This is a genomic window from Halosegnis sp. (assembly GCF_042216475.1).
GTDB lineage: Archaea > Halobacteriota > Halobacteria > Halobacteriales > Haloarculaceae > Halosegnis.
The window spans coordinates 1-22,547 of sequence record NZ_JBDGTV010000022.1 but is presented as its reverse complement, the minus strand read 5'-3'; the positions used below and the strand labels follow the sequence as shown (position 1 = coordinate 22,547).

At 64.7% G+C, this 22,547-nt stretch carries 21 protein-coding genes, 1 rRNA gene and 1 pseudogene; 10 read left to right on the top strand and 13 right to left on the bottom strand.

Annotated features, from left to right (window positions below; all coding sequences use genetic code 11):
• The first annotated feature begins 186 nt into the window (after positions 1–186).
• Positions 187–1,488 carry an adenosylhomocysteinase gene (locus tag ABEJ63_RS12645; protein ID WP_375796729.1) on the top strand — a complete coding sequence of 434 codons (1,302 nt, stop codon included), beginning with the start codon at positions 187–189 and terminating at the stop codon, positions 1,486–1,488.
• Between the two features lie 50 nt (positions 1,489–1,538).
• Positions 1,539–2,051, top strand: coding sequence for a Holliday junction resolvase Hjc (gene hjc / locus ABEJ63_RS12640; protein ID WP_375796728.1), 513 nt, complete (start codon positions 1,539–1,541; stop codon positions 2,049–2,051).
• On the opposite strand, the gene ABEJ63_RS12635 is transcribed toward hjc, so the two are convergent.
• Positions 2,052–2,693, bottom strand: a complete 642-nt coding sequence (locus ABEJ63_RS12635) for an SWIM zinc finger family protein (RefSeq protein WP_375796727.1) — start codon at positions 2,691–2,693, stop codon at positions 2,052–2,054. It lies immediately after the preceding gene.
• Between the two features lie 163 nt (positions 2,694–2,856).
• On the opposite strand from ABEJ63_RS12635, the gene ABEJ63_RS12630 reads away from it, so the two are divergent.
• A complete protein-coding gene (locus ABEJ63_RS12630; RefSeq protein WP_375796726.1) occupies positions 2,857–3,054 on the top strand; it encodes a transporter in 198 nt (65 codons plus the stop codon).
• Here the strand turns inward: ABEJ63_RS12630 and ABEJ63_RS12625 are convergent, their stop codons facing one another.
• Positions 3,055–4,083 (bottom strand): DNA primase, encoded by a 1,029-nt coding sequence (locus ABEJ63_RS12625; protein WP_375796725.1) that lies wholly within the window; start codon positions 4,081–4,083, stop codon positions 3,055–3,057. It lies immediately after the preceding gene.
• A gap of 90 nt (positions 4,084–4,173) precedes the next feature.
• The gene (locus ABEJ63_RS12620; RefSeq protein WP_375796724.1) at positions 4,174–5,037 is read right to left on the bottom strand and encodes a sulfurtransferase; all 864 of its coding nucleotides are present in this window, start codon (positions 5,035–5,037) and stop codon (positions 4,174–4,176) included.
• A gap of 243 nt (positions 5,038–5,280) precedes the next feature.
• On the opposite strand from ABEJ63_RS12620, the gene ABEJ63_RS12615 reads away from it, so the two are divergent.
• On the top strand, positions 5,281–6,057 hold the full coding sequence (locus tag ABEJ63_RS12615; RefSeq protein WP_375796723.1) for a sulfurtransferase: 777 nt from the start codon (positions 5,281–5,283) through the stop codon (positions 6,055–6,057).
• Here ABEJ63_RS12615 and ABEJ63_RS12610 read toward each other — a convergent pair.
• Positions 6,047–7,042 (bottom strand): AI-2E family transporter, encoded by a 996-nt coding sequence (locus ABEJ63_RS12610; protein WP_375796722.1) that lies wholly within the window; start codon positions 7,040–7,042, stop codon positions 6,047–6,049. The two genes, ABEJ63_RS12615 and ABEJ63_RS12610, sit on opposite strands and share 11 nt — an antisense overlap.
• A gap of 85 nt (positions 7,043–7,127) precedes the next feature.
• On the opposite strand from ABEJ63_RS12610, the gene ABEJ63_RS12605 reads away from it, so the two are divergent.
• The 4 genes and pseudogenes from ABEJ63_RS12605 to ABEJ63_RS12590 all read left to right on the top strand — a co-directional run.
• Entirely contained in the window at positions 7,128–8,210 is a 1,083-nt protein-coding gene (locus tag ABEJ63_RS12605; RefSeq protein ID WP_375796721.1) for a thiamine ABC transporter substrate binding subunit, read from the top strand.
• Positions 8,167–9,948: an ABC transporter permease gene (locus ABEJ63_RS12600; RefSeq protein WP_375796720.1), complete on the top strand. Its 1,782-nt coding sequence runs from the start codon at positions 8,167–8,169 to the stop codon at positions 9,946–9,948. The genes ABEJ63_RS12605 and ABEJ63_RS12600 overlap by 44 nt, the downstream gene beginning before the upstream one ends.
• Positions 9,941–10,945 (top strand): ABC transporter ATP-binding protein, encoded by a 1,005-nt coding sequence (locus tag ABEJ63_RS12595; RefSeq protein ID WP_375796719.1) that lies wholly within the window; start codon positions 9,941–9,943, stop codon positions 10,943–10,945. Before ABEJ63_RS12600 ends, ABEJ63_RS12595 begins: the two co-directional genes overlap by 8 nt.
• A 22-nt stretch (positions 10,946–10,967) precedes the next feature.
• Positions 10,968–11,084 (top strand): annotated as a pseudogene (locus ABEJ63_RS12590) (transposase); the annotation flags it as partial.
• Between the two features lie 58 nt (positions 11,085–11,142).
• On the opposite strand, the gene ilvA reads toward ABEJ63_RS12590, so the two are convergent.
• The 9 genes from ilvA to ABEJ63_RS12545 form a co-directional block, all read right to left on the bottom strand.
• The gene (ilvA, locus tag ABEJ63_RS12585) at positions 11,143–12,354 is read right to left on the bottom strand and encodes a threonine ammonia-lyase (protein ID WP_375796718.1); all 1,212 of its coding nucleotides are present in this window, start codon (positions 12,352–12,354) and stop codon (positions 11,143–11,145) included.
• A gap of 212 nt (positions 12,355–12,566) precedes the next feature.
• Positions 12,567–13,373 (bottom strand): prephenate dehydratase, encoded by an 807-nt coding sequence (gene pheA, locus ABEJ63_RS12580; protein ID WP_375796717.1) that lies wholly within the window; start codon positions 13,371–13,373, stop codon positions 12,567–12,569.
• Between the two features lie 40 nt (positions 13,374–13,413).
• Complete coding sequence (lpdA, locus tag ABEJ63_RS12575) at positions 13,414–14,838, bottom strand: dihydrolipoyl dehydrogenase (protein ID WP_375796716.1); 1,425 nt, start codon at positions 14,836–14,838, stop codon at positions 13,414–13,416.
• Positions 14,838–16,367, bottom strand: coding sequence for a dihydrolipoamide acetyltransferase family protein (locus tag ABEJ63_RS12570; RefSeq protein ID WP_375796715.1), 1,530 nt, complete (start codon positions 16,365–16,367; stop codon positions 14,838–14,840). Before ABEJ63_RS12570 ends, lpdA begins: the two co-directional genes overlap by 1 nt.
• Complete coding sequence (locus ABEJ63_RS12565; RefSeq protein ID WP_375796714.1) at positions 16,367–17,350, bottom strand: alpha-ketoacid dehydrogenase subunit beta; 984 nt, start codon at positions 17,348–17,350, stop codon at positions 16,367–16,369. Before ABEJ63_RS12565 ends, ABEJ63_RS12570 begins: the two co-directional genes overlap by 1 nt.
• Positions 17,347–18,447, bottom strand: coding sequence for a pyruvate dehydrogenase (acetyl-transferring) E1 component subunit alpha (pdhA, locus tag ABEJ63_RS12560; protein WP_375796713.1), 1,101 nt, complete (start codon positions 18,445–18,447; stop codon positions 17,347–17,349). Before pdhA ends, ABEJ63_RS12565 begins: the two co-directional genes overlap by 4 nt.
• Positions 18,448–18,544: 97 nt before the next feature.
• Positions 18,545–19,486 (bottom strand): lipoyl synthase, encoded by a 942-nt coding sequence (lipA, locus tag ABEJ63_RS12555; protein ID WP_375796712.1) that lies wholly within the window; start codon positions 19,484–19,486, stop codon positions 18,545–18,547.
• Between the two features lie 49 nt (positions 19,487–19,535).
• Entirely contained in the window at positions 19,536–20,588 is a 1,053-nt protein-coding gene (locus tag ABEJ63_RS12550) for a quinone-dependent dihydroorotate dehydrogenase (RefSeq protein ID WP_375796711.1), read from the bottom strand.
• 49 nt (positions 20,589–20,637) lie between these two features.
• Complete coding sequence (locus tag ABEJ63_RS12545) at positions 20,638–20,835, bottom strand: hypothetical protein (protein WP_375796754.1); 198 nt, start codon at positions 20,833–20,835, stop codon at positions 20,638–20,640.
• Between the two features lie 165 nt (positions 20,836–21,000).
• On the opposite strand from ABEJ63_RS12545, the gene ABEJ63_RS12540 reads away from it, so the two are divergent.
• Together ABEJ63_RS12540 and ABEJ63_RS12535 are read left to right on the top strand one after the other, a co-directional pair.
• Positions 21,001–21,321 (top strand): non-histone chromosomal MC1 family protein, encoded by a 321-nt coding sequence (locus ABEJ63_RS12540; RefSeq protein ID WP_375796710.1) that lies wholly within the window; start codon positions 21,001–21,003, stop codon positions 21,319–21,321.
• A 700-nt stretch (positions 21,322–22,021) separates the two neighbouring features.
• Positions 22,022–22,547 (top strand): 16S ribosomal RNA (locus tag ABEJ63_RS12535); the annotation flags it as partial.

The window sequence follows — 22,547 nt, the reverse complement described above, 5'->3', positions numbered from 1 at the left end:
ACGCCGGTGATGAAGGTGAGGACGCCGGTGATGAAGGTGAGGACGCCGGTGATGAAGGTGAGGACGCCGGTGATGACGACAAGGCCCGCGGCAGCGGCAACAGCAACGGCCGATAGCTGGTCTATCGCGGTCGCTTCTTTCTCTCTCGAACGGTAGCGTTTAGGCCGGGCCTCCCCTCGCCTGCGTATGAGCGAGACGAGCGACGCCGGTGTCGGAGCGGTCCGGACCCGGCTCGACGACCCGGAGACGGCCGCCGAGGAGGGCCATCGGAAGATCGCGTGGGCCCGCCAGCACATGCCGATATTAGCCGAACTGCGGGAGACGTTCGAGCGCGAGCGGCCGCTGGCCGGCGAGACGGTTGGGATGGCGATGCACGTCGAGGCGAAGACGGCGGTGCTGACGGAGCTGCTGGCGGCCGGCGGCGCGGAGGTGGCCATCACCGGCTGTAACCCGCTGTCGACCCACGACGACGTGAGCGCGGCGCTGGACACCCACGACGCCGTCACCTCCTACGCGAAGCGAGGGGTCGACGATGATGGGTATTACGCAGCTATCGAGGCCGTCCTCGAGCACGACCCGACCATCACCGTCGACGATGGGATGGACATGATAGCAGCCATCCACCAGGACCGGCCGGACCTGCTCGACTCCGTTGTTGGTGGCTGTGAGGAGACGACGACCGGTGTCCACCGGCTCCGTGCGATGGACGCGGAGGGCGAACTCGCCTACCCTGTCTTCGCGGTGAATGATACGCCGGTGAAGCGGTTGTTCGACAACGTCCACGGCACCGGCGAGTCCTCACTGGCGAACATCGCTATGACGACGAATCTCTCGTTTGCGGGCAAGACCGTCGTTGTCGCCGGCTACGGCGACTGCGGGCGCGGGGTCGCTAAGAAGGCGAGCGGACAGAACGCCCACGTCATCGTCACTGAGGTGGACCCCCGGCGCGCGCTGGAGGCGCACATGGAAGGATACGAAGTGACCAGCATGGCTGAGGCTGCCGCCGAGGGTGATGTCTTCATCACGACAACGGGCAACCGGGATGTTATCACGACCGAGCACTTCGAGCGGATGCACGACGGTGTCCTGCTGGCGAACGCCGGCCACTTTGACGTCGAGGTGAACCTCGACCAGCTCTCTGAACTCGCGGTCAATACCCACGAGGCTCGGGACGGTGTGCGCGCGTACGAACTCCCAGACGGTCGCCAGCTCAATGTGCTGGCAGAGGGGCGGCTGGTCAACCTCGCCAGCCCAACGGCACTGGGTCACCCGGCGGAAGTGATGGATCAGAGCTTCGGCGTTCAAGCGGTCTGTGTTCGCGAGCTTGCTGCCACCAGCGGCGACGACTACGAAGCTGGCGTCCACGAGGTGCCCGACCGGCTTGACCGCGAGGTGGCCAAGACAAAACTCGCCGCCGAAGGAATCGATATTGACGAGCTCTCCGCCGAGCAGGAGGCGTATATGAACTCGTGGGACCACGGCACCTGAAGCGGCTGCACTGTCCGACCGCTTAAGCCATCCGCCGCCCCCCTCACAATATGGTCGACGTGAACTCGAAGGGTGACCGCCGCGAGCGGGAACTGGTCAACCGGCTTGACGAGGCCGGGTTCGCGGTGATGCGGGCCCCCGCTTCCGGCTCCGCTACTGATCGCGAACTCCCAGACGTGCTCGCCGGCGACGGCGACCGTTTCTACGCCATCGAGGCGAAGTCCTCCGCGGGTGCGCCTATCTACCTCGATGGTGAGGAGGTGGAGGCCCTCGTCTACTTCTCCCGTAACTTTGGCGCCAAGCCGCGGATTGCCGCCCGCTTCGATGAGGAAGATTGGTACTTTTTCCACCCAGCGGACCTCCACACGACAGACGGCGGCAACTACCGCGTCAAAAAGGAGACGGCGCTGGCGGAGGGAGCGGACCTCGCAGAGTTGGCGGGCGACTCACGGAAGGTGCGGCTTGACGAGATTGCCGTGGATCCCGACAAGGAGCGGCTCGACGTGCTTCGGGCGGTTGCCGGCGGCGACCTCTCGCCCGAGGAGGCCGTCGAGATGCTCTGATTACTCAACAAACTGCGCGCCTGTGGGCTCGAGGCGGGCGTGGGGGAAGCCGTAACGAGGGAGGTCAGCTCGGTCGACCGAGGCGGGAGCCGAGAACGGGTAGACGGCCTCAACGACAGGGTCGTCGACCGGATACCCGACGTTTGTCTCGTAGTCGGCGACGACGCGTCCCTCGTCGGTGGCGTACTCGCTTGCGGGGGTGTCGGTGACACACGCAACCACGAGGATGTCGCCCGTCTCGCGATCGCGGACGGCCGTCCCCGGCTCGTACCGACAGTCGTCACAGAGCCGCGGTCCCACCTCCGGCAGGAACGACTCGCGACTACAGGCAGCACACGTACCCGACAGCCGGCCGGGCGGGGGAACGTCACCGCGGGTCACCTCGAGGGCGACCCGACGGAGGTGCTTACAGCGAGCGCCTCGGAAGCCGCTATCGGGGCAGGTGCAGGAGCCGGTTAGCAGGTCGGCGCGGTACTCGTTGTCTGAGGCAGACGCGACAGCGTAGACACCGCCACCGCGAGCCTCTACGGCCATCGGCTCGGTCCATGCACGGGCCGACCGGTCGTCAAGCTGCGAGAGGTCGGGCGCGAGCGGACGTTTCGGTTCGGATGGTGACGCGGGTGTATTTTCAAGGTGCGTCATGAGGACCGACGGGCATGGCCCGTCATACGTGGAGGGAGGCGTCGGACGACCCTAAGTATCTCGGCCGTTCGCGTCGTTTCACGCAGGCTTGGCGGCTATCGCGGCTGTTCCCGATGCCGCCCGGCTTCGAAGGGCTTTTCGGGAGACCGGTCGACCGCGAGGTATGGACATCGAGCGGGAGACGCTTGTCGAGATTGCCGTCTCCGTCGCCGCGGTCGGGCTGTTCATCGCCGCCGTTGTCGTTGTTGGCGCGACCGACGGGGCCGGGTTCACCTCGACGGGCGCGCTCGAACTCGTCGCCGTCGTCTTCGGTTTCGTCCTCTTGATGACTGGTGTCGGCGTCTTCCTCGACCGTCGGTAGTTACTCGTCCGGCTCCAGTCGCCGCTCGTAGTATGCCAGTGGGTGGGTTATCTCCTCGCAGAGCGTGTCGGGGTCATGACAGTCGCCGTTGGCCTGCATCGTCTCGCAGGAGGGAGGCGCGAACTGCGCGCCGTCGTCGTCGGCCAGCCGCTCATACTGGCGCCGCAGGTTCCCTGATGCGTCGGGGACCAGCGCCGCCACCTGATCGAAGTCAGCGCCAGTCGATGCGAGGAAGGCGAGCAGCGCAAACCGGCCGGTGGTGCCGGCCTCCCCGTCCCGCGCCTGTCGGAGTAGTGTCACGACACACGGTGGGAACGCCGTTATCTCAAGTTCGTTCGGGCCGTCAGGCCGCTCGACAGGAACGAGCGTTCGGCGTATCTGCTCGACTTCCGGTGCGAGCGCATCTGCGAATTCAGCCGAGACGGACAGCGGAAGTCGCGTGTCCGTCCACGGCGGATCAAGGACGCGCACGCGTACCGCCTCGCGCAGCAGTTCGTACAGCTCGGTCCGTCTGACGATCACCTCCCCGTCGGCGAGTACGCGCGTCGCCAGCCGCCAACGACTTCCCTCAAGCGGGGCCGCCAGCCGCAGGTACGTGCCGACTGCCACCGAAAACGCGCCGTCGCCAGTCGGTCGAACGGTATCTCCGGCGTCGAAGTCCGCAAGGAGTGCCGACAGCGACAGCGTCCCTTCCTCGGCGGACTGTAGCTGCGTCTCGGCTTCGAAGTCGTCAGTGAAGCGCTCGTAGGCGAGCGCCGCCTCCGCGCGGGCATACTTTTCGACGGCGCCGGGGATATCTACGAGCGACACCAGCACGCGGGCGATCGGGTACGAGAGCAGCTCTGCCCGGACGCTCCAGGTCCGGTCGGCTGCGACGGTGCCGTCGACGAGCGCGCGCTCGACGCGCTCGACGCCCCGCTCGACGGCAGGTCCACCCTCTCTGATTACGGTCGTGAGATCCACGTCCGCCGTCTCGACGGCCTCACGGGCGGCCTCGAGGAATGGGTAGCGGGCGTGGAGCCGTTGCATGCGCTCGGATTGTGCGGGCCGGCGAATAAACGCGACGGTGCCGCCGCTGGCCGGGTCGAAAGAACTGAGAAGAGAGGTATGCTCGACCGCTCAGTCGTCTGCGCCGCCCGTCTCGACCGGCGCGCCGACAAGGTTCCCCCACTCGGTCCACGAGCCGTCGTAGTTGATGGTGTCGTCGTAGCCGAGTAACTCGTGGAGCGCGAACCACGCGACTGACGAGCGCTCGCCGATTCGACAATAGGCGACGGTAGTCCCCTCGCCGTCTATGCCTTCTTCGGCGTATAGCTCGCGAATCTCATCGGCGGATTTGAAGGTGCCGTCGTCGTTCGTGACCGCAGCCCACGAGATGTTCTTTGCGCCAGGGATATGGCCGCCCCGTTGTGCGGTCTCTTGAAGACCCGGCGGCGCAAGAATCTCGCCGCTGAACTCCTCGGGTGAGCGCACGTCAACGAGTGGGATACCCCGTTCGACGGCGTTTTCGACGTCCTCACGGTAGGCGCGGATGGACTCGCGGGGGCCCGACGCCTCGTAGTCGACCGCTGAGAACTCCGGCACCTCGTCGGTCGTCAGATAGTCGTTGTCGACCCAGTACTCGCGGCCTCCGTCCATCAGTTTCACGTCATCGTGGCCGTAGTACTTGAACTGCCAGTAGGTGTAGGCGGCGAACCAGTTCGAGTTGTCACCGTACAGGACGACCGTCGAGTCGTCGCTGATGCCGTGGCTGCCGAGCAGATCCTCGAAATCGTCCTTCGAGAGGATGTCACGCTCGGTTTGGTCCTGCAGTTGGGTCTCCCAATTAAATCCGATAGCGCCCGGAGCGTGGGCCTCGTCGTACGCCTCCGTGTCGACGTCGACTTCCACCAGCCGATGGGCCGGGTCATCGCTCTGGAACTCGTCGAGGTGCTCTTCCACCCAGTCGGCGGAGACGAGCACGTCCTTTGCGTAATCACTCATGGTACACCTGGTGTTCACGCCTTCCGCACATATCGCTCTTCCCCTCGGCCAGTTCGGCCACCGCTCTCGCCTATCGGTCGATGTTGCCGGAAGACGGGGGTGAACGTCTCAGCCACATAGTCACGCCGAGGGTCCGCCCCCCACAGAACCGCGGGCAGGCCGGCAGATACGAACATATGTTACCGGTAGCGCGGAGCGCCCCGGATAGGGAGGTTGAAGCGGCCGGACGGCCACGCTCTCTGTATGAGCGATGTCGTCGTCTCTACTGACTGGCTTGCCGACCGACTCGACGAGGTACGCGTCATCGACGTACGTGATGCCTGGGAGTTTGATAGCATCGGCCACGTTCCCGGTGCAGTAAACGTCCCCTTCGACACCTTTCGGGGAGAGGACGGTGAGGCCGGCAAACTCCCCGGAGCCGACCAGTTCGCCGCTCTGATGAGCGAAGCCGGCATCGCGCGTGAGGACCATCTTGTCGCCTACGACGATCACCATGGCGTCTTCGCGGCCCGCCTGCTGGTCACCGCCGAACTGTACGGCCACGACCCTGACCGGCTCCACCTACTCGACGGCGACTTCTCCGCATGGCAGCGGAACTACGAGACAACGAGTGAAGAGCCAGCCCCCGACCCGACGACCTACGAGGCAGCCTTCGAGACCGACGGGCCTCTCGTCCCCATGGCCGAGGTGCGCCGCGCGATTAAGACAGGGGCAACGCTCGTGGACACTCGTGAGGCGTGGGAGTACGAAGAGGGCCACATCGAAGGGGCCGTGCGGCTGGACTGGCGGGAGTTGGTCGACGAAGACAGCCGCGGACTGAAGCCGGAGCCGGTGTTGCGCAATCTGCTCGCCGACCGCGGCATCCGCCCAGACGATCAGGTTGTCCTCTATTGTAACACTGCCCGCCGAATCAGCCACACCTACACTGTGTTGCGCCATCTTGGATATCCGAACCTCGCCTTCTACGAGGGGTCGCTCACCGAGTGGGAACGGGAAGGTGGAGAGCTCGTCACGGAGTAGTCACGTCCACGTCGCCCGACAGCAGCGACACTGCCTCGACGACGAGCGCGATAGCGAGCGGACCGGCGATGAAGCCGATCGCGCCCAGCGAGAGGATGCCACCGACGAAGCCGACGAAGTAGAGGCTCACCGGGAGGTGGGCGGCGTATGTCGCCAACCGTGGTCGGATGAGCGCGTCGGGGAGCAGCCCCACTCCGATGCCGCCAACGACGACAACCAGCCCTGCCCGGGTGATGTTGCTCGCGAGGATATCCGCGACAGCGAGCGCCGCTAACAGCACCCCTGGCCCAACGACGGGGACGAACTGGAGGACAGCCGCGACCACCGCGAGCGTCACCGGCGCAGGGTAGCCAAGCGCGATGAATGTCACCAAGGCGAAGACGAACGTCCCAGCGGCGGTGGCTGCCTGCAGGACGTAAATCCCGTACAGCGTCTCACGAGTCCGGCTGTGAAATCGCTTGACGATGTCATGATACGGTGTCGGGACAACATTGAAAATCGCCCGGGCGGCTGCCGACGGCCGGAGCAGAAGTCCGAACAGGAGGATGGCGAACAGAAACAGCTTCAGAGCCAGTACCGGCGCGGACTGGGCCACGTCAACTGCGAGGGTGCGGAGCCACGCCACCAGTGGATCGACGAGCGTGTCTGTCCCTACCCGGTAAGTGAAACCACCGGCCGTCACCACCAGTTCCTCGGGGACATCTCGAAGCAGCGCGACGATGGCGGCCCGACGACGGTAAAGCGCGAGCACGGCTAACCCCAGTGCCGCGAGGACCACGCCGAACGCCGAACCGGAGACGACGGCGGCAGCCGAGCGCCGCGAGAGCCCCCGATCGCGGAGCCGCTCGCGGACCGGATACAGCACGTACGCGACAGTGACGGCGAAGAAGGCTGTCCCAATGACCGCCTGCAACAGCAGTGCTGTCACAATGAGCAGACCGAGTAACACCCCCGCGAGTACGTACCGACGGCGGGTGGACGCCACGACCCACCTGCGCTCGGGGAGTGTGTAATCTTTTCGTCGCCCTGTTCCGCGCCGCTTATACACCACCCGGTAGAACCACCGACGAATGACGAACACGACGGGACGCACGCGACGGGGGTATCTCGCCGCCGCTGGGAGCGCCGGCCTCGCGGCAGTGGCCGGCTGTACCGGCTTTACCGGCGGCGGCACGCCAAGCGGCACGCTAACGGTTGCTACCTACCCATCGTGGGTTGAGGGTGAGGGGCCGGCCGGGCCGTGGCTGAAAAAAACGTTTGAGGCCAACCACGAGGATGTCACTGTAGAGTACGTGACCCCCGAATCGGGTGTGAACAACTATATCCGTCGGAAGGCGGAGGGAGCACCGGTCGATGCCGACATGTACGTCGGGCTGAACGTCGACCATCTGCTCCGGGTGGATGCCGAACTCGACGAGCCGCTGTTCCGCGACGTTGAGGGCGATCTTGCGAACGGCGGTGCGGTAAAGGAGAGTCTACGGTTCGACCCACAAGGACGGGCAGTACCGTACGATACCGGTTACATCGCGCTGGTGTTTGACGAGTCAGCTGTCGACCGCCCGTCGACGTTCGCAGACCTCACGAAGGATGCCTGGAGCGACTCGCTCATCGTCGAGAACGCCCAGTCATCGGCCACCGGCCGAGCGTTCCTCCTATGGACGGTGAAACAGTTCGGTGCGGACGGCTATCTCGACTACTGGCGGGCTCTTGAGGAGAACGGTATCACCGTCCTCGGCAGCTGGGAGGATGCCTACAATGCCTACTCCAACGAGGAGAAGCCGATGGTCGTCTCTTACTCAACAGACCAAGTGTACGCCAACCGGTACGACCAAGACATGACTCGCCACCAGGTTGCTTTCCTCAACCGCCAGGGATACGCCAATCCGGAAGGAATGGCCGTGTTCGCCGACGCCGACGCGCCAAAATTGGCCACCGAGTTTATGGACTTCATGCTCACCGGTGAAGCACAGGGAGAGATTGCCGTCCGGAACGTTCAGTTCCCGGCAATCCCAGAGGCGGAGGCGAACCTGTCCGAGGAGTTCGCCCGCTACGCAAAGGTGCCCGATGAGCCGGTGACGTTTACCTACGAGGACCTGAAGGGGAACGTGGATGGCTGGATTGAGGCGTGGGCACGCGAAATCGCGCAGGGCTGAGCGGGTCGCGCTCCCGCTCGCCGGCGGACTCACAGCTGCCCTGCTCGTCGTCATGCTCTACTACCCGGTGGGGACCGTACTCGTTGAGGCAGTCACCAGCAACGGGACGGTCTCGCTCGCACCACTCGCCGACGTGCTTACGGATCCCTTCTACGTCGGCGCGCTCGCGGACGCAGTTCGGAATCCCGCCGGTATCCCCGCAGGACTAGCGGCGTGGCTCCGCAGACCCGATATCCCCGGCTTCGGCCTGTTCGGGTTCACTGTCTGGCAGGCGCTGCTGTCGACGGCCGCGAGCCTCGCGCTCGGGTTGCCAGGCGCGTACACGCTGGCCCGCTTCGAGTTCCCCGGCCGCGGGGCGTTGCGGTCGCTCACCGCTGTCCCGTTCGTTCTTCCCTCTATCATGGTTGCAGTAGGGTTCGTCGCCGCCTTTGGAAAGACAGGCCCGCTAAACGACCTGTTGCGCGGGCTTGGCCTGCCAACGATTGAACTCGTTTTCACGCTGGAAATCATCGTGCTCGCGCACGCTTTCTACAATGCACCGCTCGTAGTGCGAATCGTCGCGGCCGCCTGGGAGAGCGTCGACGCCCGCGCAGTCGAGACAGCTCGGTCGCTGGGCGCATCCCCAACTCGAGCGTTCCGAGATGTCGTTGTCCCACAGCTGCTGCCGGCCATCGCCACCGGCGCTCTGCTCACGTTCATTTTCACGTTCATGTCATTTCCCATCGTACTCGCACTGGGCGGGCTGAAGCTGGCAACCGTAGAGGTGTGGTTGTTCGACCGCGTCCAGAACCTTGAGCTGACGGAGGCAGCAGCGCTGGCCGTCATCGAGACAGCTGTCTCACTGGCGCTTACCTACGCATACCTCCGTTACGAGGCCGCGGCGACCCGTGGCGACCGGGTAGCCACACCCCTCCCCCGGGAGCCCCTCATCGGGCCACCGGACCTCCGGCGGGTCGGCCTGCTCGCCTACGGGCTGGTCGTCGCCGTCGTTTTCGTGCTGCCCGTCGCGAGCATGCTCGCGGCCAGCGTCGCGGCGCCGGACGGCGGATTCACGATCCGCTACTACGAGTTCCTGCTCGGCCAGCGAGCAGCACCATCGGCGACGAAACCGGGGGTGGCCGTCCGCAACAGTCTGCTGTTCGGTGCGGGAACGCTCGCGCTCGCGGTTCCGATGGGGCTAGTGCTCGCGCTCGCATCGCTCCGAGAGGGGCTTGCTGCGCGGCTGGTTGGCGTAGCGGCGATGGTTCCCTTCGCTGTCAGCGGCGTCGTCGTCGGCTTCGGCCTGCTGGAGGGGTTGGTGTTCGGTGTTGAGGCGTTCGGGACGCGGCTCGCCGTTGCTGGTCCCGTCGCTATCGTCGCCGCCCACGCTGTCGGTGCCTACCCGTTCGTTGTCCGCAACGTTGCCCCCCTGCTGGGTGGGCTCGACCGTCGACTGGTAGAGTCGGCCCGTGCGCTCGGGGCGACGCGGGCCCGCGCGCTGGTCGACGTTGAGGTGCCGCTCATCGCGCCCGGTATCGCCGCCGGCGCCGCCTTCGCGTTCGCCATCTCTATCGGTGAGTTTGACTCAACAGTCATCCTCGCGGAGGGATCGGATGCCTACACGATGCCTGTTGCCGTCGAGCGATACCTTACCGACCGGACGCTCGGGCCCGCTACTGCGATGGGTTCGGTCTTGCTTGGCGTCACTGCCGGCTCCTTCCTGGTCATCGACCGGCTCGGAGGCCGATACCGTGAGTAGCCTCACGCTCGCTGGTGTAGAGCAACGCTATGGCGAGACGACGGCGCTCGCGGATGTCGACCTGACGGTGCAAGATGGTGAGTTCTTCACGCTCGTCGGCCCCTCTGGCTGTGGGAAGACAACGACGCTCCGGCTGGTCGCCGGCTTTGAGTCGCCCACCGCCGGCGACATCCGATTCGGCAACGAGAGCGTTGCCGGCGTCCCGCCCGAAGAGCGTGATGTCGGCGTCGTCTTCCAGCAGTACGCGCTGTTTCCCCACATGAGCGTCGGTGAGAACGTCGCCTACGGACTCCAGTTTACCGGCACTGACGGCGAGAATCCCGAGCCGCGCGTGGCGGAACTGCTCGAGTTGGTAGGATTGGCGGGGTTCGCCGACCGTGAGCCGTCGGCGCTGTCGGGCGGCCAGCAGCAGCGCGTGGCGCTCGCTCGGGCGCTGGCGCCCGAACCTGACCTGCTGCTACTTGACGAGCCGATGTCCGCACTCGACGCGCGGCTCCGCGAGCGGCTCCGCCGCGAGGTTCGGGCCATCCAGCGGGAACTGGGTGTAACGACGGTGTATGTCACCCACGATCAGGAGGAGGCGCTGGCCGTCTCAGACCGGGTGGCTGTCATGTCGGACGGCCGCGTTGAGCAGGTGGGGACCCCTGAGCAGGTGTACCAGGAGCCGTCGACCCGGTTCGTCGCGGAATTTGTCGGCGAAAACAATGTGTTCGCGGGCCGTGCGCGCGACGGCATCGTCGACATCGGTCCCACGTCGTTCCGGGTCCCGGCCGCCGACGGCCCCGTCACGTTTTGCGTTCGACCAGAGGCAATGCAAATAAGCTGCGAGACAAACCAGGTGACGGGCCACGTTGAGTACGCCGAGTTCCTCGGTGAATCTGTCCGGGTCGGCCTTTCATGGCGCGACCGGGAGTTGGTCGTGCGGACCAATGCTGTCCCTGACGAGGAGGAACTAACTGTCGGCTTCGCGCCCGAGGACGCCGTCGTCGTGGCGTAGTTCCGACTATCAGTTTTAATTCGCCCTGACCTCGGGAACTGTAACGCCGAACCGAGGATCCGTTTCGCACCCCGTTTTGGAGTCAGAGGTGGAGTCCACCGACAAGCCTCACCCTCAGCGAGCGAACCCGTCAGGGTGAGCGAAGTAGAGTGGGGCAGTTGGCGCGGAGAATCCCGCCGTTTACAACGAGGAGTATGTCACACCAGTACCTCCACCTCGTAGCCGTTCGCCTCCAGTTCCGCCAGCAGCCGCGCGACGTGCTCGTGGCCGCGCGTCTCTAAGTCTAACTCCACGTCCGTTGAGCCAACACCGATGTCCAACGACGTCCGCTCGTGTTTAATGCCGTAGATGTTGGCGCGGGCGTCCGCGAGTATCTCGACGAGCGCCTCCAACGCACCGGGCCGATCCTTCAGGGTCGTCCGAATCTTTAGATACCGCCCGTCCTCGACGAGCCCCCGTGTGATGACGTTGCGGAGCACGTTGAGGTCGATGTTCCCGCCACACAGCGCCGGGACAACGACCTCGTCGTCTTCGTAGTCGAACGCCTCCTCAACGACGGCCGCGAGCGCGATGGCGCCGGCCCCCTCGACGAGCGTCTTCGAGCGCTCTAACAGGTCCACGAGCGTACGGGCGATGGCGGCGTCGCTGACGGTCACTATCTCATCGACTCGCTTGCGGACTATCTCAAAGGTGTGGGAGCCGGGCTTGCCAACCGCGATACCGTCCGCGATGGTGTCGACTGTCTCGTGTTCTACCCGGGACCCCTTCTGGAGCGACTCCGCCATCGCGGATGCGCCCTCCGCCTGCACGCCGATGACTCGCGTCTCCGGATCGTCGGCCTTCAGCGCCGTTGCCATCCCCGCGATGAGGCCGCCACCGCCGACTGGCACGACAACTGTGTCAGCGTCTGGGTCGGCGTCGATTATCTCAAGACCAATGGTTCCCTGACCGGCCATTACCCGCTCGTCGTCGAACGCGTGGATGTACGTGCGCCCCTCCGCTCGCTCTATCTCATGGGCTCGCTCCTGTGCGGTGTCGTAGTTGACGCCGTGGAGCACCACCTCCGCGCCGTAGGCCCGGGTTGCCTCTACCTTCGAGACCGGCGCGTACTCGGGCATCACTATCTTCGCGTCTACGCCCGCGCGCTCGGCCGCGAGCGCGACTCCTTGAGCATGGTTCCCCGCGCTTGCTGTCACCACTCCTGCGGCCCGCTCATCGTCATCAAGGAATGCAATGCGGTTGGTGGCGCCGCGTATCTTGAAGGAACCGGTGCGCTGGAGATTCTCTAGCTTCAGGTGTATCTCTGCGCCCGTCCGCTCGGAGAACGTGTACGAATAATCAAGTGGAGTTTGGCGGGCAACCTCCATCACGCGCCCGCGGGCCTCCAGCACGGCGGCGACGTCAAGCATGGCCGCGGCTACCCGACGGCTGGCCGTATGGGTTTCGGAGAGGGGAAAGGAGCGTGTGCATACGAGGATACCGCGGCGCATATCATAAACCCCGGCCATGCAGAGTGGAAGTGAAACCGACCGACGTGAGCAGGGTGGAAGTGGTGTCAGACGGGCGTCGGCTGGACGTCTGATTGGCTACAGCCGGATTCCTAGCGGATGGCGATCGACGGCTAATAGAGGACGTGCTCGGTGTCGTAGGACCCGAGTACGCGTACCCAGCCGTCGGCGGCGATGTCCTCGATGACCGATAGCGCCGCTTTGGTGCGGTCCTCATAGAGGCCCGCCTCAATGTCGATGTGGAACACGTAGTCGCCGAGCCGCTCGCCAGAGGGACGAGACTCCACCCGCGAGAGGTTGATGTCTTGGTCAGCAAACGGTTCCAGTAAATCGAGTAGTAGCCCAGGATAGTTCTGGTTCGGGTAGACGACGAGCGAACTCTTGCCACCGGCTTCGCTCCGCTCAGCCTCGGGGGCAAGCACGACAAACCGAGTCGCGTTCGACGTTCGGTCCTGGATATCCTCTGCGAGCACACGCAGGTCGTCGCCAGCGTTAGCCGGATGACCGATGCCGGCGACGGTCGCGTCCTCGCGGGCGCGCTCGACGCCGCGGGCGGTAGAGGCGACCGCCTCTAACTCGACATCGGGGTACTCACTGTCGAGGTAGTCACGACACTGCGCGAGCGCTTGTGCATGGCTGGCGACGGTCTCGAAGGTCTTCTCCTGTGCTAACAGAGCATGGCGAATTGGTGTCACTATCTCGCGGACGACGGCGACATTGTGATCCGCGAGCGCGTCCAGCGACTCCGTGACGCTCCCCTCGATGCTGTTCTCGATTGGGACGACCCCGCGGTCGTACGCGCCTGTCGAGACACCCTCAACGATGGCTGCTACCGACTCAGTGAACTCCACGTTGTCGGCGACCGCCCTGGTCGCGCGGTGCGAGTAGGTCCCCTCAGGCCCCAGCGTAAGCGCTTTCATGGCCCCGCCTACTCCGGTCGCAGGTATCAGCGTGTCGGCGTCACCGGTTGAGGGTGTGGATGGCCGCATCGTCGGCGTTCTTCGCCGCCTCCGCTACTGCCTCCGACAGCGTCGGATGAGTATGGACTGTCGCCGCAACGTCCTCGAGGGTCGCGCCCATCTCGACAGCAAGTCCCACCTCTGCAATGAGTTCGGATGCCTCTGGAGCAACAATCTGCGCGCCCAGCAGGAAGCCCGTCTCGCCGTCGGCGACCACGCGGGCGAACCCATCCGTCTCCCCAAGCGTGAGCGCGCGCCCGGAGGCGCGCATCGGCATTTCGCCGACAACGGGGTCGAAGCCTGCCTCGCGCGCTTCGGCCTCAGTCATGCCAACCGTTCCCACCTCAGGGTCGGTGAACACTGCCGCGGGAATCGACTGAAAGTCCATCGCCGCCGGCTCACCGGCGATGTACTCCGCGACAACCTCTCCCTCTGCGGAAGCTTTGTGTGCGAGCATCGGCTCACCCGCCACGTCGCCCACGGCGTACACGTCGTCGACGGATGTCTCCCCGTGCTCGTCCGTTGGGAGAAAGCCGTTCTCGTCTGGCTCGAGCCCGAGGTTCTCTAACCCAACAGTGTCGGTTACCGGGCGACGCCCGACAGCAATCAGCACACGGTCGGCATCGTACGTCGACTCGGTGCCGTCGTCTGTCTCAGTTCGCACCCGGACTCCGTCGCCCCGTGGCTCCCAGTCGTTCGCGCCCTCGCCGAAGTGGAATTCAACGCCCAGCTCCTCAGCGCGCGTCCGAACGGTCCGGGCGATGTCGTCCTCGTAGGCAGGCATCGCGGAGTCGAGCAGCTCAACGACGGTGACATCTGTCCCCAGCTTCGCGTAAACGGTCGACAACTCCATGCCGATATAGCCGGCGCCGACGACGACCAGTGAATCCGGCACCGCCTCTAACGCAAGCGCATCTGTCGAGGAGAGTACCCGCTCCTCATCGAACGGAAAGCCGGGTATCTCGATTGGCTGGGAGCCTGTCGCGACGATGGCGTGGTCGTACTCGACCGTCTCGGAGCCCTGACCCTCTCCGCTGTGGGCAACCCGGACGGTCCCCTCGTTCACAAACTCCGCGGTCCCCTCGACAAGGTTGACGCCATTGGCTTTGCAGAGCTTCTCGACACCGCTCGTCAGGTGGTCGACAACCCCATCCTTCCAGGACTGCATCGCCGCTAGGTCGACGGCCGGGTCGGCGTGGACCCCCATCTCTTCGGCCGTCGCCGCCTCGTGGGCCGTATCTGCGCCCGTGACGAGCGCCTTTGAGGGGATACAGCCGCGGTTGAGACAAACGCCACCGTAGGCGTCTTTCTCCACGAGCGTTGTATCCAGACCGAGTTGTGCAGCACGGATGGCGGCCACGTAGCCGCCAGGTCCCGCGCCGATAACCAGTACCTCTGTGCCGGTCGCAATGTCTCCAACAACCATTAGAGCAGGAGTCGTTCGGGTGTCTGCAGGTACTTAGCGAGCGTCTCCACGAACCGCGCGGCGTCCGCACCGTCGATTACCCGATGATCGATGGACAGCGAGAGCGGGAGGGTCTGGCGCGCGACAACCTCTCCGTCCTCAACGACAGGTCGGCGCTTGAGCGCGCCGAGTCCGAGGATGGCCGTCTCGGGGTAGTTGATGATCGGTGTGGCGTACTCGCCGCCGACGGCACCGAAGTTTGTGACCGAGAATGTGCCGTCTTGCATCTCCGTTCGCTCGATAGAACGGTCACGTGCCTTGGCCGCCAGGTCGGATACCTCGTCGGCAATCTCGAGTAGGCCTTTCTGGTCGGCATTCTTCACGACCGGGACCATCAGGCCCGCTTCCGTCGCTACCGCGATGCCGATGTTGTACGACTGTTTTAGCAGTATCTCCTCATTCTCCTCATCCAGTTGACTGTTGAGGATGGGGTGTTCCTCCAGCGCCGCGACGACCGCCTTCACAATGAACGGGAGATAGGTGAGCTGACTCCCCTCTGCCTCTGCGGCGGGTTTCAACCGCTCGCGAGTCTCGACCAGCCGTTCAACGACTATCTCCTCGTGGTGGGTGACGTGGGGGGCAGTGTAGGCGGACCGCTCCATCGCCTCACCGATGGTCCGACGGATACCGCGGTACGGCACCCGCTCAACGGCACCCTCGTCCGGCTCAGTCTCGGTAGGTTCGTCCACCGCTGGCGCCGCTGTTGTCTTGCCCTCTGGCTCCGGCTCAGGCTGCTCACGGGCGCGGGCGAACTCCCGCACCTGTTCCGGCGTGACGAACGGCTCGCCTTCACGTGTCTCCTCGGTCGGGACCGAATCGAGGTTAACGCCGAGTTCGTCGGCAAGTTGTCGGGTTGCCGGCGCTGCGAGCGTCCGGTCGCGATCCGCCGGTTCCGCAGCCGCAGTTGTCGCCGGCTCTCGGCGCTCGGCTTCGCTTGTGTCTGGTTCCGGTGCTGTGGTCGCCCCCGTCTCGGTTCCCTCTGCGTATGCCCGCACGTCCGCCTCCGTCACCCGGCCGCCTGGCCCGGAGCCGTCGATCGCCGCAAGGTCGACATCCAACTCCCGGGCCAGTCGGCGAGCAGACGGCGCAGCGAACGTCCGGCCACCTGCGGTCTCTGCCTCCGCTTCTGTCTCTGCCTCCGTCTCGGTCTCCCCGTTGACCTCTGTGACTGCCGAGACGGCAGCCTGGGGCTCCGCCTCTGTCGACGTTGTCGCCTCCTCCCTGTCGGCTGTCGCTTCGCCGGCCGCGTCCCCATCAGTGTCAAACGTGATAATGACCTCACCGACGGGCACCACCTCGCCCTCCTCAGCCCGTATCTCGCGGACGGTGCCGTTTACCGGTGAGGGAACCTCAACGACAGCCTTGTCTGTCTCCACCTCAGCGACTGGCTGGTCCTCGGTGACGCGGTCCCCGACGGAGACGAGCCAGTTGACAATTTCCGCCTCCGCGAGTCCCTCCCCTACATCGGGCAGTTTGAACTCGCGGACCATCAGAACGTCACCGTCTCCCTGATGCCGTCTTCAATACGGGTGGCTTCGGGCATGTAGTAGTCTTCGAGCGCGTACAGCGGGAACGGCGTATCGAAGCCTGTCACGCGCTTCACCGGTGCCTCTTGATAGAGCAGCGCCTCCTCTTGGATGGTAGCTGCGATTTCTGCCCCGAGCCCGCCTGTTTTGGGCGCCTCGTGGACGACAACCGCACGGCCGGTCTTCTCGAAAGAGTCAATGATGGTGTCCCAGTCCATCGGCGACAGTGTCCGGAGGTCGACAACCTCAACGTCGATCTCGCCGGCGAGGTTCTCGGCGGCCTCGAGCGTCGGCCGAGTCATCGCCCCCCAGGTGAACACGGAGACATCGGCGCCCTCGCGTCGGACTGCTGCTTCGCCCAAATCGACAGTATATGACTCGTCGGGTACCTCCTCACGGAACGCTCGGTAGATTAGCTTCGGCTCGAGGAAGACAACGGGGTCAGGGTCGCGAATCGATGCAGCGAGCAGCCCTTTTGTGTCGTGCGGCGTCGAGGGCACGACCACCTTCAGTCCTGCCTCGTGGGTGTAGAACGCCTCCTTTGACTCGGAGTGGTGTTCCGGCGCGCGGATGCCGCCACCGTACGGTGCTCGGAGTGTCATCGGCACGGAAAAGCGCCCCCGGGAGCGGGTACGCAGCCGCGCGGCGTGTGAAACGATCTGGTCGAACGCGGGGTACATGAACCCCGAGAACTGTATCTCGGGGACTGGCCGCATCCCGTAGGCCGCCATCCCGATAGCGGTCCCGACGATGCCCGACTCCGCCAGCGGCGTGTCGAATACTCTGTCCTCACCAAACTCCTCATAGAGGCCCTGGGTGGCGCGGAAGACGCCGCCATTCTTGCCCACGTCCTCGCCGAACACGACGACATCGTCGTCACGCGCAAGTTCGCCTTTGAGACCATCCCGTACCGCTTGGACTAACGTGAGATTCTGAGTTGTGCTCATTCGTCTACCAGCTCCGTGTCATGTTCCGCCTGTAGCCGCTGCAGATACGCCCGCTGCTGTGCGAGTCGGTCGGGCATCCCCGCGTACACGTGCTCGAAGATATCTGACGGGTCTGGCCGTTCGAATGCCTCGGCCGTCTGGATGGCGTCTGCAACCTCCTGTTCGATCTCTGCCTCAATGTCTGCCACGCGGTCGTCGTCAAGCAGCCCTCGCTCGCGCAGGAACGTCTCCAACCGCGGGATAGGGTCTTTCTGTTTCCATCGCTCTACTTCCTCATCGTCACGGTAGACGGAGGGATCGTCAGCGGTCGTGTGAGCGCCGAATCGGTACTGGACCGCCTCGATGAGCGTCGGCCGGAGCTCTCCCTCTGACGGCGTCCGAGCTTTCTCGACAGCCTCCCGTGTCACTTGGTAGACGGCGAGTGGGTCCATCCCGTCGACCTGAACGCCTTCGAACCCGTAGGCGGTTGCCTTCTGGGCGAGCGTCTCCGAGCGGGTTTGCTTTTCCCGCGGGACGGAGATGGCCCACTGGTTGTTGTTGCAGACGAACACTGCGGGCGCGTCGAAGACGCCCGCGAAGTTCAGCCCTTCGTGGAAATCTCCCTCTGAGGTAGCTCCATCCCCGAAGTAGCACAACACCACGTTCTCCTCGTCACGGTAGTCCATCGCCATCGCCAGGCCCGTCGCGTGGGGGATCTGCGAGGCGATAGGGACGGCCACGGGGGTGACGTTCACATCCGCAGCGCTGCCCCGCTCGTCACCCATCCAGTAGCGGAGCGTCTGCTCCAACCCGAGTCCACGCACGTATGCCGCCGCGTGTTCCCGGTAGGAAGGAACCACCCAGTCGTCAGGCTTGAGGGCCATCGCAGAGCCGACCTGTGCGGCCTCCTGCCCCGATAGCGGTGGGTAGGTCCCCATCCGACCCTGTCGCTGGAGGCTGACGGCCCGCTGGTCGAAGTGGCGGGCCAGCCGCATCGTCTGGTACATCTCGACGTACTGTTCCTCGGAGAGATCGGGCGTCGTTGCGCCCTCAATAAGGTGTCCCGACTCGTCGAGCACCTGCACCCGTTCGTTCGGGTCGCGCTCCAGCACGCTCACGACCGAACCACCCGTGGTGACATACGCGGAGTATCAGCGGGACGACGCATAGTGCTTTCGTAATATTTGCCAGTATCGCATGACAGCACGGGGACGGTCAGTCGCTCTTGGCGCGGGCTCGCTCTCGGGCCGTCGCGAGGTCGGCACCGTCTCGGGCGACCGCTTCGACGAAAAACTCGCCAGCTCGGAACGACGACCGCACCATCGGGCCCGAGGCACAGTAGCGGAAGTCTAACTCCTCTTCGGCGACAGCCCGCCAAGTATCGAACTTCTCGGGATGGACGTATTCAGAGACTTCGAGGTGGCTGGTCGATGGCTGAAGATATTGCCCGAGTGTGAGAATGTCAACGCCAATTTCTTGGAGATCAGTCATTGTCTGGTACACCTCGTGGTCGTACTCCCCGACGCCGAGCATCAGCGATGTCTTCGCGTACGGCTCCGCGGCGGCGACCTGTTCGAGGACAGACAGCGACTGTTCGTAGCCGGCCCGCCGGTCGCGGACGGGCCATTGAAGCCGCTCGACAGTCTCGATATTGTGGGCCAGCACGTCCGGCCCGGCGTCGATGACCGTCTGAACGGCCTCAGGGTCGCCTTGGAAGTCAGGGACCAGCGCCTCCACGAGGATGGAAGCATCCCGCTTTTTGATAGCGCGAATCGTCGCCGCGAAGTGGCTAGCACCACCATCCGGCAGATCGTCTCTGTCAACGCTCGTGAGGACGACGTATTCAAGACCGATTTCGGCGACAGCGTCGGCGACGTTCTCGGGCTCGTCAGGATCGGGCGGCGCCATCCCCCCTGTCTCAACGTCACAAAAATTGCACCCCCGCGAGCAACGGTCGCCAAGCAGCATGAACGTCGCTGTGCCGGGGCCGTTGCGGCCCGACCAGCAGTCGCCGAGATTGGGACACGACGCCTCCTCGCAGACCGTGTGGAGGTCGTGCTCACGCAGCGTCGACTTGATATCAGTGAAGCGCTCGCCTGCCGGCGGGCGCGTCTTCAGCCACTCGGGCTTCCGCCGACGGTCGCGGGAACCGCTCATCAGACGCAGTTCGGCCCTCGCGGGCAAAAGCGTGCCGTCCCCGGACCGCTCACAGGTCTGCGCCGATGGCCGACTCAACGTCCGCGAATCCGTCCCGCTCCAGCAAGTCAAGCAGGCCGGCGTTGATCTCGTGTGCCACTGTCGGCCCCTCGTAAACGAGAGCGGTGTACAGTTGGACGACGCTCGCGCCCGCGCGAATCTTTTCGTATGCACCCTCCGCGTCGGCGACGCCGCCCACGCCAACAATAGGAAGATCCGTCCGCTTGGCGACGAACTGAATCATCTGGGTTGCCTCCGTCTCGACTGGAGCTCCTGAGAGTCCGCCTGTCTCGACACGGTGTGGGGAGGCCAGCGAGTCAGGCCGACGAACGCTCGTGTTGGCGGCGACGATGCCGTCCAGCCCGAGTTCGTCCGCGAGTTCGACGGCCGCCTCAACTGCCGGAGCCGCCAAATCAGGTGACAGCTTCAGCAACAACGGCGCGGCGCCTGCCTCCTGAAGTGTCGTGAGGATACGCGCTAATGGCTCGCGGTCTTGGAGTTCGCGGAGGCCGGGGGTATTTGGCGAGGAGACATTGACAACGAAGTAGTCCCCGCCCGCGCGCGTACGCTCGAATGTGTAGCGATAGTCGTCGGCTGCCTCTGCCAGTGGCGTCGACTTCGACTTGCCGATGTTGACGCCGATAGGGACCGAGACATCTGCCGCGGCTAACCGAGGGCCGACGGCATCGGCGCCCTCGTTGTTGAATCCCATCCGGTTGATGAGCGCCTCGTCTTCTGGGAGCCGGAACATCCGCGGGCGAGGGTTGCCGGGCTGGCGCTCTGCGGTGACACCACCCACCTCGACGTGGCCGAAGCCAAGCGCGGCTAGCCCCGCGGGCACCTCGGCGTTTTTATCGAAGCCGGCTGCGACCCCAACGGGGTTGGGGAACGTCTGGCCGAATGCCTCTACCGCGAGCCGCGGGTCCTCGACGGTAAGTCGGTCGGACAGCGGGCCGATGAGCGGGGTGGCCTGCGCCAGCCGGAGTGCCGCGTGACCGAGCCCATGCGCAGTCTCGGGCGGCAGCGCGAACAGCGCCGGCTTAACCGCGTCATACGCACGCATGGCCAGACGGTGGGGAGGCGACAACAAAGAGAGTGCGGATGCGGCCGCGTCAGAACTCGTGTTCAACCTCGTCGGGGTCGGCCTTCTGGATAATTATCTTCCCGTCGCGGACTCGGACGAACACCTCGTCGCCGATGTCCAGCCCGGCGACAGACAGCTCGTCCTCGTGGAGGTTCACGTGAACGTTGTGGTACTCGCCGTTCTCGTCTTTGGCACCACTTGGGCTGAGCTTCTTCTTGCGGACCATCGCCGTCTTGGCTGTCTTTGGCCGCACTGGTTACATAAGTGTACCGTGCGCGGCCGAGGCCTTTGGCCCCTCGCAGGCCGGCTTGGAGACGAGATTGGCCGGAAAACCGGGCGCTGTCCGTCGGTTTGGGGGATACGCTTAAGGTGAATCCTGTTCACGAGACACATGGAGGCAAGACAGATGGCCGACGACAAGCGAAACTTCGCGCTACGTGACGGGAGCGGCGACGAATCGAGCGTCTTCTCCGGGCGGACGCCTCGGCAGGCGGCGTTGAAAGCTGCCCGTCGGCTAGAGCCGGCAGGGTCCGAGGACGCCGCCGATAAGACGGAATTGCGGCTCCGTGAGAAAGGGACGAAGAAGGTCCACATCTATGACGGGTGGGCTTGGGAGGAAGAAGCCCCTGACGACAAACCCGACTGGATGCCTGGCGAGATAACGGAGGCGAACGTCTCGAAGAAGGGTATCGAGCACCTCGAAGAGATCTGAGCCGCAGCCATTCCTGTGGATCACACCACTCATTTTAGCCCACCGCACGTAGCAACGGTGCGCGGCACTCATTCGGCCTGACCAACGTGCGAGCGTGGGACGACGGTTCGACCTCCGGCCGCGCGACACCTTCTGTGGGTGGCATGAAACCGCGTGACGTGGCGCCGACGAGACGACGGGGTTAAGTATACCACCCCCATCGAACGTAATGTGACGAGGCAGGACGGCCCCTTGGGGCCGGCCGCTCGCAGGCCGCCTCGCGGTGGCCCGCGTCCCGACTCCGTCAGGGCGCGAAGTACACCAACGTTCCGACGCCCTTATACGTGAATGGGCGCTCGGACGAAACAAGCACGCACCCGGCTCTGCCGGGACGCGTCGCCGACAATTCGACGCCCTTAACCGTACGAGGGCGCTCGGATGGAACGCACACAGCGTGACCGAGCCCGGCCTTCAACGGTCGGCTCGTCTCGGGCCGCGTGGAGTCCGATGGGTTTATGACCCATCGAACACTACGCTTAGGTCCGAAGGAAATGAGGATTCGACCCCTGCGGTCCGCCGTACACGATCGAATCTGATGTTAGCCCTGATGGTCCGGTGACACCCGGTTTGGTGTCACCGGCCGATCCCAACACGATAGCGATATACACAGCTCTCATCTGGAGCTGTGTCCCGCCTAACCTCCCGGCCTTGCGCCGGGAACATTCCGGTTGATCCTGCCGGAGGCCATTGCTATCGGTGTCCGATTTAGCCATGCGAGTCGTGCGGGTTCAGACCCGCGGCGAACTGCTCAGTAACACGTGGCCAAACTACCCTCTGGACACGGACAACCTCGGGAAACTGAGGCTAACCCGTGATACCGCTTCCGAGCTGGAGTGCTGGAAGTGGGAAACGCTCCGGCGCCGGAGGATGTGGCTGCGGCCGATTAGGTAGACGGTGGGGTAACGGCCCACCGTGCCGATAATCGGTACGGGTTGTGAGAGCAAGAGCCCGGAGACGGAATCTGAGACAAGATTCCGGGCCCTACGGGGCGCAGCAGGCGCGAAACCTTTACACTGCACGAGAGTGCGATAAGGTGACTCTAAGTGCGAGGGCATAGAGCCCTCGCTTTTGTGGACCGTAGGGTGGTCCACGAATAAGGGCTGGGCAAGACCGGTGCCAGCCGCCGCGGTAACACCGGCAGCCCGAGTGATGGCCGATCTTATTGGGCCTAAAGCGTCCGTAGCTGG